The organism is Kocuria tytonis, from assembly GCF_003226895.2.
Lineage (GTDB): Bacteria > Actinomycetota > Actinomycetes > Actinomycetales > Micrococcaceae > Kocuria > Kocuria tytonis.
The window spans coordinates 730,731-746,311 of record NZ_PNJG02000002.1; the positions used below are offsets into that span (position 1 = coordinate 730,731).

At 69.0% G+C, this 15,581-nt stretch carries 11 protein-coding genes and 1 rRNA gene; 7 read left to right on the forward strand and 5 right to left on the reverse strand.

The features are described 5' to 3' along the window. Nucleotides 1-19: 19 nt before the first annotated feature. Nucleotides 20-1,258 carry an MFS transporter gene (locus C1C97_RS09205; RefSeq protein WP_121031395.1) on the reverse strand — a complete coding sequence of 413 codons (1,239 nt, stop codon included), beginning with the start codon at nucleotides 1,256-1,258 and terminating at the stop codon, nucleotides 20-22. Nucleotides 1,259-1,466: 208 nt separating this feature from the next. On the opposite strand from C1C97_RS09205, the gene C1C97_RS09210 reads away from it, so the two are divergent. Beyond that, entirely contained in the window at nucleotides 1,467-1,901 is a 435-nt protein-coding gene (locus C1C97_RS09210; RefSeq protein WP_110920055.1) for an acyl-CoA thioesterase, read from the forward strand. Then, on the forward strand, nucleotides 1,898-2,812 hold the full coding sequence (locus tag C1C97_RS09215; protein WP_121031397.1) for an SMP-30/gluconolactonase/LRE family protein: 915 nt from the start codon (nucleotides 1,898-1,900) through the stop codon (nucleotides 2,810-2,812). The genes C1C97_RS09210 and C1C97_RS09215 overlap by 4 nt, the downstream gene beginning before the upstream one ends. Nucleotides 2,813-2,963: 151 nt before the next feature. Here the strand turns inward: C1C97_RS09215 and C1C97_RS09220 are convergent, their stop codons facing one another. The 4 genes from C1C97_RS09220 to C1C97_RS09235 all read right to left on the reverse strand — a co-directional run bounded on the left by C1C97_RS09220 (nucleotide 2,964) and on the right by C1C97_RS09235 (nucleotide 8,404). Continuing rightward, nucleotides 2,964-4,649, reverse strand: coding sequence for a dipeptide ABC transporter ATP-binding protein (locus tag C1C97_RS09220; protein ID WP_121031399.1), 1,686 nt, complete (start codon nucleotides 4,647-4,649; stop codon nucleotides 2,964-2,966). Further along, on the reverse strand, nucleotides 4,649-5,749 hold the full coding sequence (locus C1C97_RS09225; RefSeq protein ID WP_121031401.1) for an ABC transporter permease: 1,101 nt from the start codon (nucleotides 5,747-5,749) through the stop codon (nucleotides 4,649-4,651). The genes C1C97_RS09220 and C1C97_RS09225 overlap by 1 nt, the downstream gene beginning before the upstream one ends. Beyond that, complete coding sequence (locus C1C97_RS09230) at nucleotides 5,742-6,668, reverse strand: ABC transporter permease (protein WP_110920051.1); 927 nt, start codon at nucleotides 6,666-6,668, stop codon at nucleotides 5,742-5,744. The genes C1C97_RS09225 and C1C97_RS09230 overlap by 8 nt, the downstream gene beginning before the upstream one ends. 89 nt (nucleotides 6,669-6,757) lie before the next feature. After that, nucleotides 6,758-8,404 carry a peptide ABC transporter substrate-binding protein gene (locus tag C1C97_RS09235; RefSeq protein WP_121031403.1) on the reverse strand — a complete coding sequence of 549 codons (1,647 nt, stop codon included), beginning with the start codon at nucleotides 8,402-8,404 and terminating at the stop codon, nucleotides 6,758-6,760. Nucleotides 8,405-8,826: 422 nt separating this feature from the next. Between C1C97_RS09235 and C1C97_RS09240 the strand changes: the two genes are divergently transcribed. The 5 genes from C1C97_RS09240 to C1C97_RS09260 form a co-directional block, all read left to right on the forward strand. Continuing rightward, nucleotides 8,827-9,591, forward strand: coding sequence for a TetR/AcrR family transcriptional regulator (locus C1C97_RS09240; protein WP_121031405.1), 765 nt, complete (start codon nucleotides 8,827-8,829; stop codon nucleotides 9,589-9,591). A gap of 155 nt (nucleotides 9,592-9,746) precedes the next feature. Then, complete coding sequence (locus tag C1C97_RS09245) at nucleotides 9,747-11,846, forward strand: 3-hydroxyacyl-CoA dehydrogenase NAD-binding domain-containing protein (RefSeq protein ID WP_121031407.1); 2,100 nt, start codon at nucleotides 9,747-9,749, stop codon at nucleotides 11,844-11,846. A gap of 26 nt (nucleotides 11,847-11,872) precedes the next feature. After that, nucleotides 11,873-13,132, forward strand: a complete 1,260-nt coding sequence (locus tag C1C97_RS09250; protein ID WP_110920047.1) for an acyl-CoA dehydrogenase family protein — start codon at nucleotides 11,873-11,875, stop codon at nucleotides 13,130-13,132. 44 nt (nucleotides 13,133-13,176) lie between these two features. Continuing rightward, nucleotides 13,177-15,072 carry an AMP-binding protein gene (locus C1C97_RS09255; protein ID WP_233542852.1) on the forward strand — a complete coding sequence of 632 codons (1,896 nt, stop codon included), beginning with the start codon at nucleotides 13,177-13,179 and terminating at the stop codon, nucleotides 15,070-15,072. Between the two features lie 436 nt (nucleotides 15,073-15,508). After that, nucleotides 15,509-15,581, forward strand: a 16S ribosomal RNA gene (locus C1C97_RS09260); the annotation flags it as partial.

Here is a 15,581-nt window from a genome sequence, read left to right on the forward strand (position 1 = left end):
CGACGTCGTGCGCCCGCTCTCAGCGTGAGCGCAGCGCGGTCGTGACGACCGCGCCGAGCAGCAGAAGCGCCACCGCGCCCAGGCCCGAGAAGCCCACCACGGCCAGCACCGGTCCCGCGAGCGCGCCCCCGGCCGCACCGCACAGGTTCATCACGAGGTCCGAGGTGCCCTGGAGCCCGGGGCGTTCGTGGGCCGCCACCGATTCCGTGACCATGGTGGACCCGGCCACGGTGGAGGCGGACCAGCCCAGCCCCAGCAGGATCAGTGCGGCGATGACCACCGGATGGTGCTCGGAACCCCACCAGGTCAGGACCAGGGCGGCGGCCAGCAGGGCCTGACCCAGCAGCACGGTGGCCGCGCGCCCGATCGAGTCCGCGAGCCAGCCGAACACGGGGGACAGCGCGTACATCCCCGCGACGTGCAGGGAGATGGTCAGCCCCACCACGGACAGGGTGGCCCCGTGGGTGGTCAGGTGCACCGGGGTCATGGACATCACGCTGACCATCACGGCGTGGGACAGGGCCACCACGAGAACCGCCCGCCGCGCCGCGGGCACCGTGCGCAGCAGGACGAGGCCACCCGAGGGGCTCGGTCTCCCCGTCACCGCACCACCCCGGGCCAGTGCCACCTTCAGGGGATCCGGACGCAGCCCCACGAAGTAGACCGCGGCTCCCACGCACTGTGCGCATATCGCGATCACGAACCCGCCCGTGAACTGCGGCAGCCCCAGCGCCCGCCCGATGGCCTCCCCGGGCCCGAAGAGGTTGGGCCCCACCACCGAGCCCACCGTGGTGGACCACACCACCAGGGAGAGGTCCCGGGCGCGGGTGGGCGGGGCGGCCACGTCCGTGGCGGCGAAGCGCGACTGCAGGTTCAGCGCCGTCCCCGCCCCCAGCAGGCCCATGCCCGCGAGCAGCACCGGGAACACGTGCAGGGTCGCGGCCGCCACGATCACGGCCGCACCCACGATCGCCACCAGCGCCCCCGTGGTCAGGGAGATCCGCCGCCCCCGGCGCTGCGCCAGCCGTGCCAGGGGGATGGCCACGAGTGCCGCGCCCAGCGTGTTCATGGTGGAGGCCATGCCGGAGACCGCACTGCTGCCCGAGACCTCCGTGACCAGCAGCGCACCCAGCGCCAGGGTCGCGCCCGTTCCGAGCCCGCCCAGGATCTGACCCGCGGCCAGCACGGTCAGGACCCTGCGCTGGAACCCCGGGCCGGGATCCGGGGGTGCGGTGCTCGCCGCCGTGGTTTCGCTCATGACCGCATCATCGCCGACGACGCCGCTGCCGCGCCGCAGTGACGCGGCCCACCGGCCCGGCGGCGGGGTTCGGTGGGGACCGCGGCGCGCCGAGGTGGGTGAGGGGCCGACACGTGGGGACGCCCGGGGTGCCCGCGTCACGTGAACTGGGCCCGGCGGCGGCGTCCCCGTTGCGCGGGTCACGGCGCGCCCGCCTAGGCTGGGACCCATGAAGCAGCCCGGTGACATCTCGTTCCGCACGCGCAAGTGGGTCAAGCCCGAGGACCTCAATGCGAACGGGACCCTGTTCGGCGGGTCCCTGCTGCGCTGGATCGACGAGGAGGCCGCGATCTACGCGATCGTGCAGCTGGGCAACCAGCGGGCCGTCACCAAGTACATGTCGGAGATCGAGTTCGTGGCCTCCGCGGTGCAGGGCGACATCATCGAGATGGGTCTCACCGCCACCACGTTCGGGCGGACGTCGCTGACCATGCGCGCGCAGGTGCGCAACGTCATCACGGGTGAACTGATCCTGAGCATCGACAAGATCGTCTTCGTGAACCTGGACGAGGACGGCCAGCCGGCACCGCACGGGTACACCGAGATCACGTACGACCGTGATCGGATCCCCACACCCACGAGCCTGAGGAGGCCGCAACCGTGAACCAGCTCACCGCGCAGAGGATCACCCCGTCCTGGATGCACCACGCTGAGGGCCCGTGCTGGAGCAAGGAGTGGGGCGGTCTCGCATGGGTGGACATGCTCGCCGGGGACGTCATGACCTTCACCCCGGAGGACCAGCCGCGGCGGCAGCACGTGGGGGAGGTCGCCGCGTGCGTGCGTCCGCGCAGGAACGGCGGCCAGATCGTCGCCGTGGAGCGCGGGGTGCTCCTCACGGACGCCACCGGGGCCGTGGAGCGCGAGATCCGCATGTGGGAGACCCCTGAGATCCGCATGAACGAGGGTGCAGTGGCCCCGGACGGCTCCTTCTACGTGGGTTCCATGGCATACGAGCAGACCGAGGGGGCGGCCACCCTGTACCGCGTGGCCACCGACCTCACGTGGGAGCCCGTCCTGGAGGGCGTGAGCATCTCCAACGGCATCGCGTGGTCCCCGGACGGCTCTCTGGCCTACTACAACGACACCCCCAGCCACGAGGTCTCGGTGTTCGACTGGAGCCCCGAGGGCGGACTGCGGAACCGCCGCACCTTCGTGGCCCCGGTGCTGGACGAGTACGCCGCCGCGGAGGCCACGGACCCGGAGGAGACCTACGAGCCCGGCAGCGTCTCGGTGAGCCCGGACGGGCTGACCGTGGACTCGGAGGGTGCGGTGTGGGTGGCGCTGAACGGCGCCGGCCAGGTCCACCGCTACCTCCCGGACGGCACGCTGGACACCGTGGTCACGGTGGGGGTCAAGCAGACCACCGCGTGCACCCTGGGAGGCGAGGACCTGCGCACGCTCTACATCACGACGTCGCGCGAGAACCTCCCGGAGGGCGTGCAGCCCACCGCGGGCTCGCTGTACTCGGTGCGGGTGGCCGTGCCGGGTCAGGTCACCGCGGCGTTCGGGGGCTGAGGGCGGCGCCCGCCGCACCGGGTCTGCCGCGGCACCGCGGGTCCGCCGAGGTGCGACGAAAGCCCTGGTTCCCCGAGAGGGGGAGCCAGGGCTTTCGTCATTCCTGCCGGGTCACCGGGTGCGTCCCGGCGGCCCCGCGGTCACACCGCGGTCACCCCGCGGTGATCAGACCCGCACCGGGAATCGCCGCCAGCAGCTGCTGGGTGTATTCCGTCCGGGGATTCTCGAACACCGAGTCGGTGGAGCCCGTCTCCACCAGTTTGCCCTTCTGCATGACACACACGTTGTCGGCGATCTGACGGACCACCGCGAGGTCGTGGGTGATGAACAGGTAGGTCAGCCCCAGGTCGTGCTGCAGCTCGGCCAGCAGGTTGAGGATCTGCGCCTGGACCAGCACGTCCAGGGCGGAGACCGCCTCGTCGCAGACCACGAGCTCGGGATTCAGCGCCAGGGCGCGGGCGATCGCCACGCGCTGGCGCTGCCCGCCCGAGAGCTCGTTGGGGTAGCGCGCGAGCATGGACTGCGGCAGGGACACCTGGTCCATGAGCTCGCGGACCTTCTGCTCCCGCTCCTTGGCGGAACCGACCCCGTGGACCCGCAACGGCTCCTCGATGGTGCGGTAGATGTTGTACATCGGGTCCAGGGAACCGTAGGGGTCCTGGAAGATGGGCTGCACCCTGCGGCGGAAGGCGAACATCTCCTTCCCCCGGAGCCGGGCCACGTCCTGGCCGTCGAAGACGATCGACCCGGAGGTGATCGGCTCCAGCCCGAGCATCATCTTGGCCACGGTCGACTTCCCGGAACCGGACTCGCCCACCACCGCGGTGGTCGTGCCCCGGGGGATCGAGAAGGAGACCTGGTCCACCGCGGTGAAGTCCTCGGAGCGGCCCCACGACCCGCGCAGCTTGTACACCTTGGTCAGGTCCTGGACCTGCACGAAGTTCTGCTTCAGGGCGGACTGCATCGCCGTCTGCGGGTGCTCAGCGAGCAGGTCGTCGACCTCCTCGCCGCGGGCACGGGCCACCTCGATGCGTCGGGACGCCAGCGAGGGCGCCGAGTCCACGAGCTTCTGGGTGTACGGGTGACGCGGGTTGCGCAGCAGCTGCAGTGCTGGGCCCGCTTCGACCACCCGGCCCTTGTACATCACCACGACCTTCTGGGCACGCTCCGCCGCCAGGCCCAGGTCGTGGGTGATCAGCAGCACCGCGGTGCCCAGCTTGTCGGTCATCGTCTGGAGGTGGTCCAGGATGGTGCGCTGGACGGTCACGTCCAGTGCGGAGGTCGGCTCGTCGGCGATGAGCAGCCGCGGCTGGCAGGACAGGCCGATCGAGATCAGGGCACGCTGGCGCATGCCACCCGAGAACTCGTGCGGGTACTGCTTCGCGCGCTTGTCCGCGTCCGGCAGGCCCGCCTGGCTGAGCACCCGGGCCACGTCCTCGTCCTTCGAGGGCAGACCGTTGGCCTTGAGCGTCTCGCGCACCTGGAAGCCGACCTTCCACACGGGGTTCAGGTTCGACATCGGGTCCTGGGGCACCATGCCGATCTGGCTGCCGCGCAGCTTGACCTTCCGCTTCTCGCTGGCGTGGGTGATGTCCTCGCCGTCGAAGATGATCTGCCCCGAGTTGACGCGGCCGTTGGAGGGCAGCAGCCCGATCGCGGCCAGGGCCGAGGTGGACTTGCCCGAGCCGGACTCCCCCACGATGGCCACGGTCTCCCCGGGCATGACGGTGAAGTTCGAGTCGGTGACGGCCTGGACCTCCCCCGTGGCGGTGGCGAACGCGATCCCGAGATCGCGCACCTCCAGCAGGGGGCGGTTCTTCTCCTGTGACATGCTCATCACTTCTTCCGGGCCTTGGGATCCAGCGCGTCGCGCAGCGCGTCACCGAGCATGATGAAGCTCAGGACGGTCAGCGACAGCGCCAGACCGGGCCAAAATACGGGCATCGGGTTCGAGCGGAACGCGTCCTTCGCGTCCGAGATGTCATTGCCCCAGCTCATCATGCTGGGCGGCAGACCGATGCCGAGGTACGACAGGGTGGACTCCGCGACGATGAACGTGCCCAGGGAGATCGTGGCGATCACGATCACCGGGGCCATCGCGTTGGGGATGATGTGGCGCATCAGGATTCCGAGGGACGAGACCCCGAGCGAGCGGGCGCTGACCACGTAGTCCGCGTTGCGCACCTCGACCACCGCCCCGCGCATGATGCGCGCGATCTGCGGCCAGCCGAACAGCACCAGCACCACCACCAGGGTCCAGACCCCGCGGTGGGCCTTGAAGAACGGCAGCTGCATGACCACCAGCGCACCCAGGATCAGGGGCAGGGCGAAGAAGACGTCGCCCAGACGGGCGAGCACGCCGTCGATCCAGCCGCCGAAGTAGCCGGCCAGCGCACCGATGAGGCCGCCGATGACGACCACCCCGATGGTGGTCAGCAGGCCCACCATGAGCGAGGCCCTGGTGCCGGCGATCACACGGGAGTAGACGTCGCAGCCCTGGGCGGTGAAGCCCATGGGGTGTCCCGCGGAGGCCTTCCCGTTGGAGTTCTCGAGCAGGCACTGGGTGGAGGCCGCGGAGGGGTTCTCGGTCCAGAACAGCTGCGGGAGCAGGGCCACCACGATGACCAGCAGAATCAGCAGGGCGGCGATGATGAAGGTGGGCTTCTTGCGCAGCTGCCGCCAGGCGTCGCGCCACAGGCTGACGGGGGCGCCCTCGGCGGAGCGGGAGTCCGTCTCCGCAACGGGGGTGGTCGTGGCATCGGCCACGAAGTGCTCCATCATGAGACCGGCGCTCGGCCCGCCAATGTCCTTCTGGTGGGATCCGGCGGGGGTGTCAGCGGTGTCGCGGACCTCTCGCACGGCCGCTTCGCGGCCGCGGGCCTCGGGATCGAGGCCCCGGCCCGCGGCGTCGTTGTTCTCGATGTTGTTCTCAGGCATAACGGATCCTCGGGTCGAGCCAGGCGTAGAGAAGATCAACCAGCAGGTTGGCCACGCAGAAGATGATCACCATCACGGAGACCACGGAGACCACCATGGGCGCGTCTCCGAGGGTCAGGGCCTTGTACAGCTGGTTGCCGATGCCGGGGACGTTGAAGATGCCCTCGGTGACGATCGCGCCGCCCATCAGGGCGCCCAGGTCCATGCCCAGGAAGGTGGCCACGGGGATCATGGAGTTGCGCAGGATGTGCACCCGCACCACCCGCCCGCGGGTCAGGCCCTTGGCGGTGGCGGTGCGCACGTAGTCCGCGCTGGCGTTCTCCGCCACGGCGGTGCGGGTCAGGCGGAGCACCTGCGCGAAGGAGACCAGACCCAGCACGATGCCCGGCAGGATCAGGTCGCTCCAGTCCGCGGCTCCGGAGACGGTCGGCTTCGCCAACCCCCACTTGACCCCCACGAAGTACTGCATCACGAAGCCGAGCACGAAGATCGGCACGGCGATGACGACCAGCGAGACCACCAGGACGGTCGAGTCGAACCAGCCGCCCTTCTTCAGCCCGGCGTACAGGCCGAAGGTGATGCCGAAGATCGCCTCGAAGATCAGCGCGATGATCGCCAGCCGAACGGTGGCGGGGAAGGCGCCGGCGAGCACGTCACTGATCTCGCGGCCGGAGAAGTTCACGCCGAGATCACCGGTGAGCAGTCCGCCGATGTAGCTGAAGTACTGCACGAAGAAGGGGTCGCCGAGGTGGTACTGCTCGGTCAGGGCGGCGGCGACACCGGGCGTGCAGCCCTTGTCGCCGCACAGGGCGTCGAGCGGATCACCGGGGGTCATGAAGACCAGGAAGTAGACCAGCAGCGTGGCGCCCAGGAACACGGGGATCAGCTGCAGCAGTCTTTTGACCAGATACCAGGCCAAGGGTCGCTCCTCTCAGGAGACGTGGCAACAGGGAGACACCGGGGAACGGTGCCTCCCTGTTGCGTGGTGGGCATTAGGAGGTTAGAAGATCAGCTCTTGGTCTTCTCGACCTTGTAGTACTCGGGAACGCCGTCCCATCCGGTGCCCACTCCCGAGACGTTCTCGGACCAGGCGGTGTTGGCCTGGTTGTACCAGAGCGGGATCGAGGGCAGGTCCTCCAGGAGCATGGAATCGGCCTCCTGGAACTTCTTCACCCCGTCCTCGGTGCTCTTGGCCTCGAGACCAGCATCCAGGGTGTCCTCGAACTTGGGGTTGTCGTAGCGGGAGTCGTTGGAGGACGCGCCCTTGGTGAAGGTGGGGCCCATGAAGTTGTACATGGACGGGTAGTCGGCCTGCCAGCCCGAGCGGGTGGCTCCGGTCAGCTTCCCGGCCTTGGCGTCCGTGCGCAGCTCCTTGAAGGTGGAGTAGGACTTGCCCTCGACCTCGATGCCCAGGTTGTTCTTGATCTGGTTGGCCACGGCATCCACCCACTTCTTGTGTCCGCCGGCGTCGGCGTTGAAGGCGATGGTCAGCTTCTGGGACTTGTTGTAGGGCTGGATCTTCTCGGCCTTGGCCCAGAGCTCCTTGGCCTTGTCCTTGTCGAACTTCGTGTTCTCGGAGTTCGGCAGGTCCTTCTCGTAGCCCTCGATGGTGGGTGCCGTGAAGTCGGTGGCGGGGGAGCGCGTCTCGTTGAAGATCACCTTGGTGATCTCCTGACGGTCGATGGCCATGGACAGAGCCTGGCGACGCAGCTTGCCCGCCTCGCCCTTCCAGTTGTCCTGGTACTCGGGCACGGCCAGGGTCTGGATGCCGGCGTAGGGCTTGTCCGAATAGCGGTCGCCGAGATCCGACTTGTAGTTGCCCAGCGCGCCGGTGGGCACCTGCTGCAGGACGTCCAGGTTGTTGGAGATCAGATCCTGGTAGGCCGTGTCCGGGTTCTGGTAGAGCTTGAAGTTGATGCCGCCGTTCTTGGCGGCCTCCGGACCCTTGTAGTCCTCGTTCTTCACCAGGTCGATGGCGGAGTTGTGCTGCCAGGCACCTTCTTTGGCCATCTTGTACGGGCCGTAGCCCACCGGGTTCTCGCCGAACGCCTTCATGTCCTTGAACGCGGAGGAGGGCATCGGGGCGAACGCGGTGTAGCCCAGGCGCTGCTCGAAGTCCGACTGCGGGGAGACCAGCTTGACGGTGAAGGTGTGGTCGTCCACGGCCTTCAGCCCGGACATCTTGTCCTCGGTGCTGCCCTCGGCGGAGACCTTCTCGTAGCCCTCGATGGGCTCGAAGAAGCTCGCGTTGCCCTGCGCGTTCTTCGCCGCGGCCCCGTAGTTCCAGGAGTCCACGAAGCTCTGGGCGGTGATCTTCTCGCCGTTGGTGAACTTCATGTCCGGCTTGATCTTGATGGTCCAGGTCTGCTTGTCCTTGGACTCGATGGAGTCGGCGAGATCGTTCTGGGTCTTGCCCTCGGAGTCGTAGGTCACCAGACCGTTGAAGATCTGCTGGACCACCACGCCGCCGCCGGTCTCGTTGGTGTTGGTGGGCACCAGCGGGTTCTGGGGCTCGACGGTGTCCGCGGTGATGACTGCGCTGCCGTCGGCAGCCTCGTCGGAACCGCCACCGCCACCGCCGCCGCCGCAGGCGGTCAGGGAGAGGGTCGCCAGGGCGGCGACGCCGAGAGTCTTGGAAATGCGGTTGTATCGCATCTCGCCTCCTCAAAAGCAACAAGGAACGAGGGCTTATGAGGCCTGCGTCCGGGAATTCGAATGGATGTGACGACGTCCGGTAGTCGATTGCCGGGTTTGTGGCCCAGCACACCCGCGGGTGTATCCCACGTCACTACCGCGGGGCGTTTCGCCGGGCCGTGTCTCGTCCCGGAGGGGAAACTGCCGCGACCCGCCCGTCGGGGACCCGGGCCCGCGGTGCCGACCGCGGCTCGCCGAACCGCCCTGTGCGGGTGGGCGCGGCGTGGTCGCGGCAGCCCGTGCCGCGGTCCCGACGCCGCGAGAGGACATCCGGTCGCAGCACCGTGGAGAGCACCCGGGTTCCCGGGCACGCCCGTGCGACTCCGTCTCAATGCGGCTACCCTCGTCTCAACAGCCCACCGACGTCCACGAGGAGGCCTCCTATGGAGCAGGACCGCGGATGCGGGGAGGACGTGGTCACCCGGTCCATCCGCATGCTCGCCGACCACGGCTACCTGGAGACCACTGTGGAGCAGCTGGCACAGGCGGCGGGCATCAGCAGGGCCACGTTCTTCCGCAAGTACGGCAGCAAGGAGGACATGGTCTTCGCGGACCACGCCGACACGCTGGAGCGCCTCGAGCTGCTGCTGCGCAGGCCCGGGATCCCCGCCGCGAGTGGTCTGGCGGAGGGCGCCCGGCTGGTGTTCCGTCACAACCTGGACCACCCCGCACGCGCAGCGGCCAGACACGATCTGCTGCAGGGCGTGGAATCCCTGCGGGACCGCGAGATCGCCATGTCCTCGCGGTACGAGCGGGTCTTCCAGGCATTCCTGCAGCGGGCGCTGCCGGCGTCGGCGGACCGGCGGATGACTGCGGTGGCGCTCGCGGCCGCCACCGTCGCGGTGCACAACGCGTTCCTGCGCACGTGGCTGCGCGATCCCAGCCCCGCCGGCGGCGAGCAGCTCGTGGGCGCCCTCGGCGGGCGCATCGCGTGGTTGTGCGGGGCGTTCGAGGTCCCACCCGGGGAGGGTGGGGCGGCGTCGGACATCTCCTTCGTCCGGGAGCGGACCGCCATGCGGTTCGACGACGCCGCCGCGCCGCACTCCGTGGGCAGTGCCCCGATCGTCGTGGTCGTTCCCCAGGGCGCGGATCCGGCCTCGGTGGCGGAACGCACGGCGCGGTCCGTCTACGAGGCGCTGCGCTCCTGACCACCCCGGGGGCACGGACGACACGGCGACCCGCCGCCGTCGGCAGCGGTGCGGCATGACACGCAATGCCTTGACCTGAGACTCCGTCTCAGGGCACACTGAGGCCCAGACACTGTGGTCCAGACCACCCCGTGCCCAGACTCAGGAGCGAAAGCGTGAGCGAACAGTCCTTCCCGTCCACCGTGACCATCACCGTGACCCGCCCGGTGCTGCCCGGGCGCAGCACGCCCATCGCACTGGTGTCACTGGACTCCACCGCGCCCAACGGCCTCGTGATCTGGGGCTCGGAGGCCATGCGCCAGCTGCAGCGCGAGCTCTCCGCCATCGACACCTCCCAGGTGGAGGCCGTGGTCGTCACCGGCAACGCCAAGTCCTTCGGCGCGGGCGCCAACCTCAAGGAGATCCGCGCGGCCCAGCTGAACGGCACCTCGGACGAGTACGTGGGCTCGGGCCACGAGGCCTTCGGCGTTCTGGCGCAGATGGACGTCCCCACGTTCTCGCTCATCACGGGCGTCGCCCTGGGCGGGGGCCTGGAACTCGCGCTGCACACCGACTACCGGCTCGCCGTCTCCGGCAAGGCTCCCATGGGCCTGCCGGAGTGCCACCTCGGTTTCTTCCCCGGGTGGGGTGGTGTCTACCTGCTGCCGCACCTCGTGGGCGCGGAAGCCGCCCTGGGCATGATCGTCACCGACTCCATGCGCGGGAAGAACCTCAACCCCGCCAAGGCCGCGGAGATCGGACTCGTGGACGCCGTTCTGGATGGCGCCCCCGGCACCGAGGAGTGGGAGAAGGCCTGGCAGGGCTGGGTCGTCGAGGCCCTCGAGGGCCGGCACGAGCCCCGGCGGAGCACCGATGACGAGCAGACGTGGCAGGCCGCCGTGGACAAGGCCGCGGCGAAGGCGCACAGCGCCTGGCACGGTGCCGCGCCGGGTCCGGTGGCCGCCATCGAGCTCGTGGGCCGTGCCCGCACCGAGTCACGGGAGGCCAATGCCGCCGCCGCCGTTGCCGCTTTCACGGAGATCGTGCAGTCCGAGGCGGCACGCGCGTCCCTGTACGCGTTCGAGCTCGTGAGCGCTCGCAGCAAGCAGGCCGCGAACGTGCCGGACGCCCCCGTCCGGGAGATCAAGAAGGCCGCCGTGATCGGCGCCGGTCTCATGGCGGGGCAGCTCGCCTCCCTGATCGCCCAGGGTGCCCGCATCCCGGTGGTCATGACGGACCTGGACGACGAGCGTCTGGCCACCGGCGTGCAGCGCACCCGCGACCGGTTCACCGCACAGGCCAAGAAGGGTCGGATGACCGAGGAGCAGGCCGAGCAGCTCGGTTCCCTCATCACCGGCGCCGAGAGCCCCGAGGACCTCGCGGACGCGGACTTCGTGATCGAGGCCGTGTTCGAGGAGCTCGAGGTCAAGCGGCAGGTCTTCGCCCAGTGGGAGCCCGTGGTCAGCGAGGACGCAATCCTCGCCACGAACACCTCCTCGCTGTCCATCACCGCCATGGGCCGGGATCTCAAGCACCCCGAGCGGCTCGTGGGCTTCCACGTGTTCAACCCGGTGGAGGTCACCCCGCTGCTGGAGATCGTGGCGGGCGAGAAGACCGACGACTCCACCCTGGCCACCGCCTTCGACCTCGCCGCCAAGCTGCGCCGCATCGCCGTGCGCGTGGAGGACGCCCCGAGCTTCGTGGTCAACCGTGTGCTCACCCGCATGTTCGACGTCATCGGGCGCGCCATGGACGCCGGGGGAGATCCGGAGACCGTGGACCACGCCCTGGATCCCATGGGCCTGCCCATGACCCCCCTGCAGCTGCTCGACTTCGTGGGCCCGGCAGTGCTCGTGCACATCACGCACACCATGAACGACGCCTACCCAGACCGCTTCACGCTCTCGCCGTGGCTCGATGCCGTTGCGGACGCCGGTCTCAAGAGCACCCTCCCCGCGCGCGGCGAGACCTCCGAGACCTATCTCTCCGAAGGGGCGAACGAGGCCCTCGAGCGCACCCGTCAGGAGAGCGGCGTCACCGCCCGGTCCGGCGACGGCGCGGAGGGTGAGCTGCTCACCCGCGTGCAGGACGCGCTCGCGGACGAGATCGGTCACATGCTGGACGAGGGCGTCGTGGCCACGGCCCGGGACATCGACCTCTGCATGATCCTGGGCGCCAACTACCCGTTCCACCTGGGCGGCATCACCCCGTACCTGGATCGCACCGGCGCGGCCGAGCGTGTCCGGGGCTCCCGGTTCGACGCCGCCGAACAGTAATTCCCCTCCCGAAGTAAGGATTCGTCATGACCAAGGACAGCACGGAGACCACCGGCATCACGATCGAGCATCCCGAGGACTTCCCCACGGGCACCCTTGAGCCCCACTACTCGTTGAACGAGCCCCTGGCCACGGACGAGGCCGGGATTTTCGACCACGTCTCGGACGAGGACCGCGCCCACCAGCTGCGCGCCCGCAAGTTCGTGCAGGAGGACGTCCTGCCCGTCATCGCCGAGTACTGGGACAGGGGGGAGTACAACCTCGATCTCGTCCGACGCATGGGCGAGCTGGACCTGCTGCGCGACGGCGTGGAGGTCCCCGGCATGCCTCCCATGTCCAAGATGGCCGCGGGTCTGGTGGCCATGGAGCTCTCCCGCGGGGACGGCTCCATCTCCACCGTGTCCGGTGTCCAGGGCGGGCTGGCCATGCGCTCGATCGCCCTGTGCGGCAGCGAGGAGCAGAAGCAGCGCTGGCTGCCGGACATGGCCACGGGCAAGCTGCTCGGGGCCTTCGCGCTGACCGAGCCGGCCCACGGTTCGGACTCGATCGGGCTCGAGAGCAGGGCCACGCCGGTGGAGGGCGGCTACATCCTCAACGGCGCCAAGAAGTGGATCGGCAACGGCTCCATGGGCGGGATCACCGTGGTGTGGGCCCGCAGCGACGAGGACGGCGCCGTCCACGGCTTCGTGGTCCCTCAGGAGTCCGAGGGCTACACGGGCACCACGATGAAGGCCAAGCTGGCCCTGCGGGCCATCCACCAGGCCGAGATCACGCTCGAGAACGTCTTCGTGCCCACCGAGAACGTCCTGCCCCACGCCAAGAACTTCCGGGACACCTCGGCCGTGCTGTTCGCCACCCGCATCGGGGTGGCATGGGCCGCGGTGGGACACGCCCAGGCGTGCTACGAGACCGCCGTGCACTACGCCATGCAGCGGCACCAGTTCGGGCGTCCGATCGCGGCATCGCAGATCATCCAGGAACGGCTCACCCGCATGCTGAGCGAGCTGACCCAGATCCAGACCCTCGTGATGGCCATGGCGCGCAAGGAGGAGGCCGGGACGCTCAGCGGTCCGCAGGCATCCCTGGCCAAGTACACCGCCACCCGCACCGCCCGCCAGGTGGCCATGAACGCCCGTGACCTGCTGGGCGGCAACGGAATCCTCATGGAGAACCGCGTGGCGCGGCACTTCGCGGACGTCGAGGCCATCCACACGTACGAGGGCACCGAGACGGTCCAGGCCCTCATCATCGGCAAGTTCATCACGGGGATCTCCGCATACAAGTGAGCCCTGCGGGGCCCACCCCGGCCCGCCACAGTCCCAGGAGCACCATGTTCGCCAACACCGAGCCGCTGACCCCGTTGCGCTTCCTGGAGCGCAGCGCGGAAGTCTTCCCGAATCGTCGCGCGGTGGTCCACGGCTCGCGCGAGTGGACCTACGAGCAGTTCGAGCGGGACGTCCGGCGCTTCGCCACGGCACTGCTCCCGCTGGTGGGTCATGCCGCCATGCGCGGCGGTGATGGCGGCGCGGGTGAGGGGGGTTCCGGCGCCGGGGTGGCGCACGCACACCTCGGGGCCGGGGCTTCGGGCCTGGTCTCCGCCCCCGCGCAGGACCACGACGCCGCAGCGCACCAGAACGCCGAACGCCCCCGGGTCGCTGCGTCCGAGGCCAGCCCCGTGCCACGGGCCGGAGGTGGCACCACCCCGGGTGGGCAGAGCCGCGCGGCCACGAACGGCTCGGCGTCCTCGGACGAGCAGTTCCAGGGGGTGGAGCTGCTGGAACGGACGTGGCCCACGGTCGCGGTCGTCGCCCCCAATGTTCCCGCCGCGCTCATGGCGCACTACGCGGTGCCCGCGGCGGGCGCAGTGCTCGTCCCGCTCAACCCACGGCTCAGCGCCCGGGAACTGACCTACATCCTCGAGCACTGCGAAGCCCGGGTGGTCCTGGCGGACGTCTCCGTGCTGGACACCGTGGTGGAGGCCATCGGCGATCGGTCGGGTGTCACTCTCATCCAGATCCCCGACGAGCAGGCGGGGCTCCCGGCCGTGCGGGAGGGCATCGGTGAGGGGGTGCCCACGTTCCAGCAGTTCCTGGACGTGCCTGTCCCGGAACCGGACGGAGCGGGGAAGCCCGGCAGCGGCGTCGTCCGCTACGAGGTGGCGGACGAGAACGCACCCATCACCTTGAACTACACCTCCGGGACCACGGGCCGCCCCAAGGGGGTGCTCTACGCGCACCGCGGTGCGTACCTCAACAGCCTGGGCGAGGTGTTCCACAACGGATTCACCGGGGACACCCGATACCTGTGGACCCTGCCCATGTTCCACTGCAACGGGTGGTGCACCACGTGGGCGGTGACCGCGGCCGGCGGCACCCACGTGTGCCTGCGAGCGGTGCGCCCGGACGAGATCTGGGAAGCGTTCGACCGCGAGGGCATCACCCACCTGTGCGGAGCCCCGGCCGTGTGCTCCGTGATCGTGGACGCGGAGCAGGCACATCCCCTGGAGAACCCCGTGCGCATCACCACGGCCGGAGCGCCACCCGCGCCCAGCATCATCGAGCGGCTGGAGGCCTCGGGTTTCGAGGTGGTCCACGTGTACGGGCTCACCGAGGTGTTCGGCCCCCTCACCATCTGCGAACCACAGGAGGAATGGTCCGCGCTGCCCGCGGCCGAGCGGGCGCAGCAGATGTCCCGGCAGGGCGTGGCGATGATCCAGGCAGAAACCGCCCGCATCGTGGACACCGAGATGGTGGACGTTCCCGCGGACGGCGAGACGCTCGGGGAGGTGGTGCTGCGGGGGAACAACGTGATGATCGGGTACTACAAGGACGTCCCCGCCACGCGCAAGGCCTTCGACGGCGGGTGGTTCCACACCGGTGACCTCGGGGTCATGCACCCCAACGGCTACATCCAGCTGCGGGACCGCGCGAAGGACATCATCATCTCCGGAGGGGAGAACATCTCCTCCATCGAGGTGGAGCAGGCGCTGTACTCGCACGCGGACGTCATCGACGTCGCCGTGGTGGGGGTGCCCGACGAGAAGTGGGGGGAGCGCCCGGTCGCCCACGTGGTGCGTGCCGGCGGCTCCGAGGTCACCGAGGACGAGCTGCGCGAGCACGTGCGGAGCCAGCTGAGCGGCTTCAAGGTGCCGGACACCATCGTCTTCAGTGACGAGCTGCCCAGAACGGCCACGGGCAAGGTGCGGAAGAACCTGCTGCGCGGCTGACCGGGGCGGACAACCGTTTTGCGCGGGTCCGTGACCGTGTGTAAAGTATTCCGAGTCGCCGCAAGGACGGCCTGCCGAGAGGCGGGCCCGAAGGCTCGACGAGCTTCCTTCCCGAACCAGTGGGCGACAGCGTGTGAACGCCAGGTTGCGAACCGGTGGGGGAGCGGATAAGCTCATCGAGTTGCCAGGCCGGACAGCAGAAAAGCTTCCGAGCCGTGGCGACACAAACTTCCGATCTGGGGCCCGGTGAGGGTTCTGATGTGGTGTGTTGTTTGTCAACTCAATAGTGTGTCTAGTTTGTTGATACCAAAGATTTTGATTGTTTTTGGTTGATGGCTCAACACCGTGTGGGTGTTTTCCCGTTTCCTGCGGGTGTTGGGTGTCAGCTGGGATCCCACCGGCCACAGTGTGGTGGGTGGTTTCTGTTGAATGTTTTTTGACGGAGAGTTTGATCCTGGCTCAGGACGAACGCTGGCGGCGTGCTTAACACATGCAAGTCGAACGCTGAA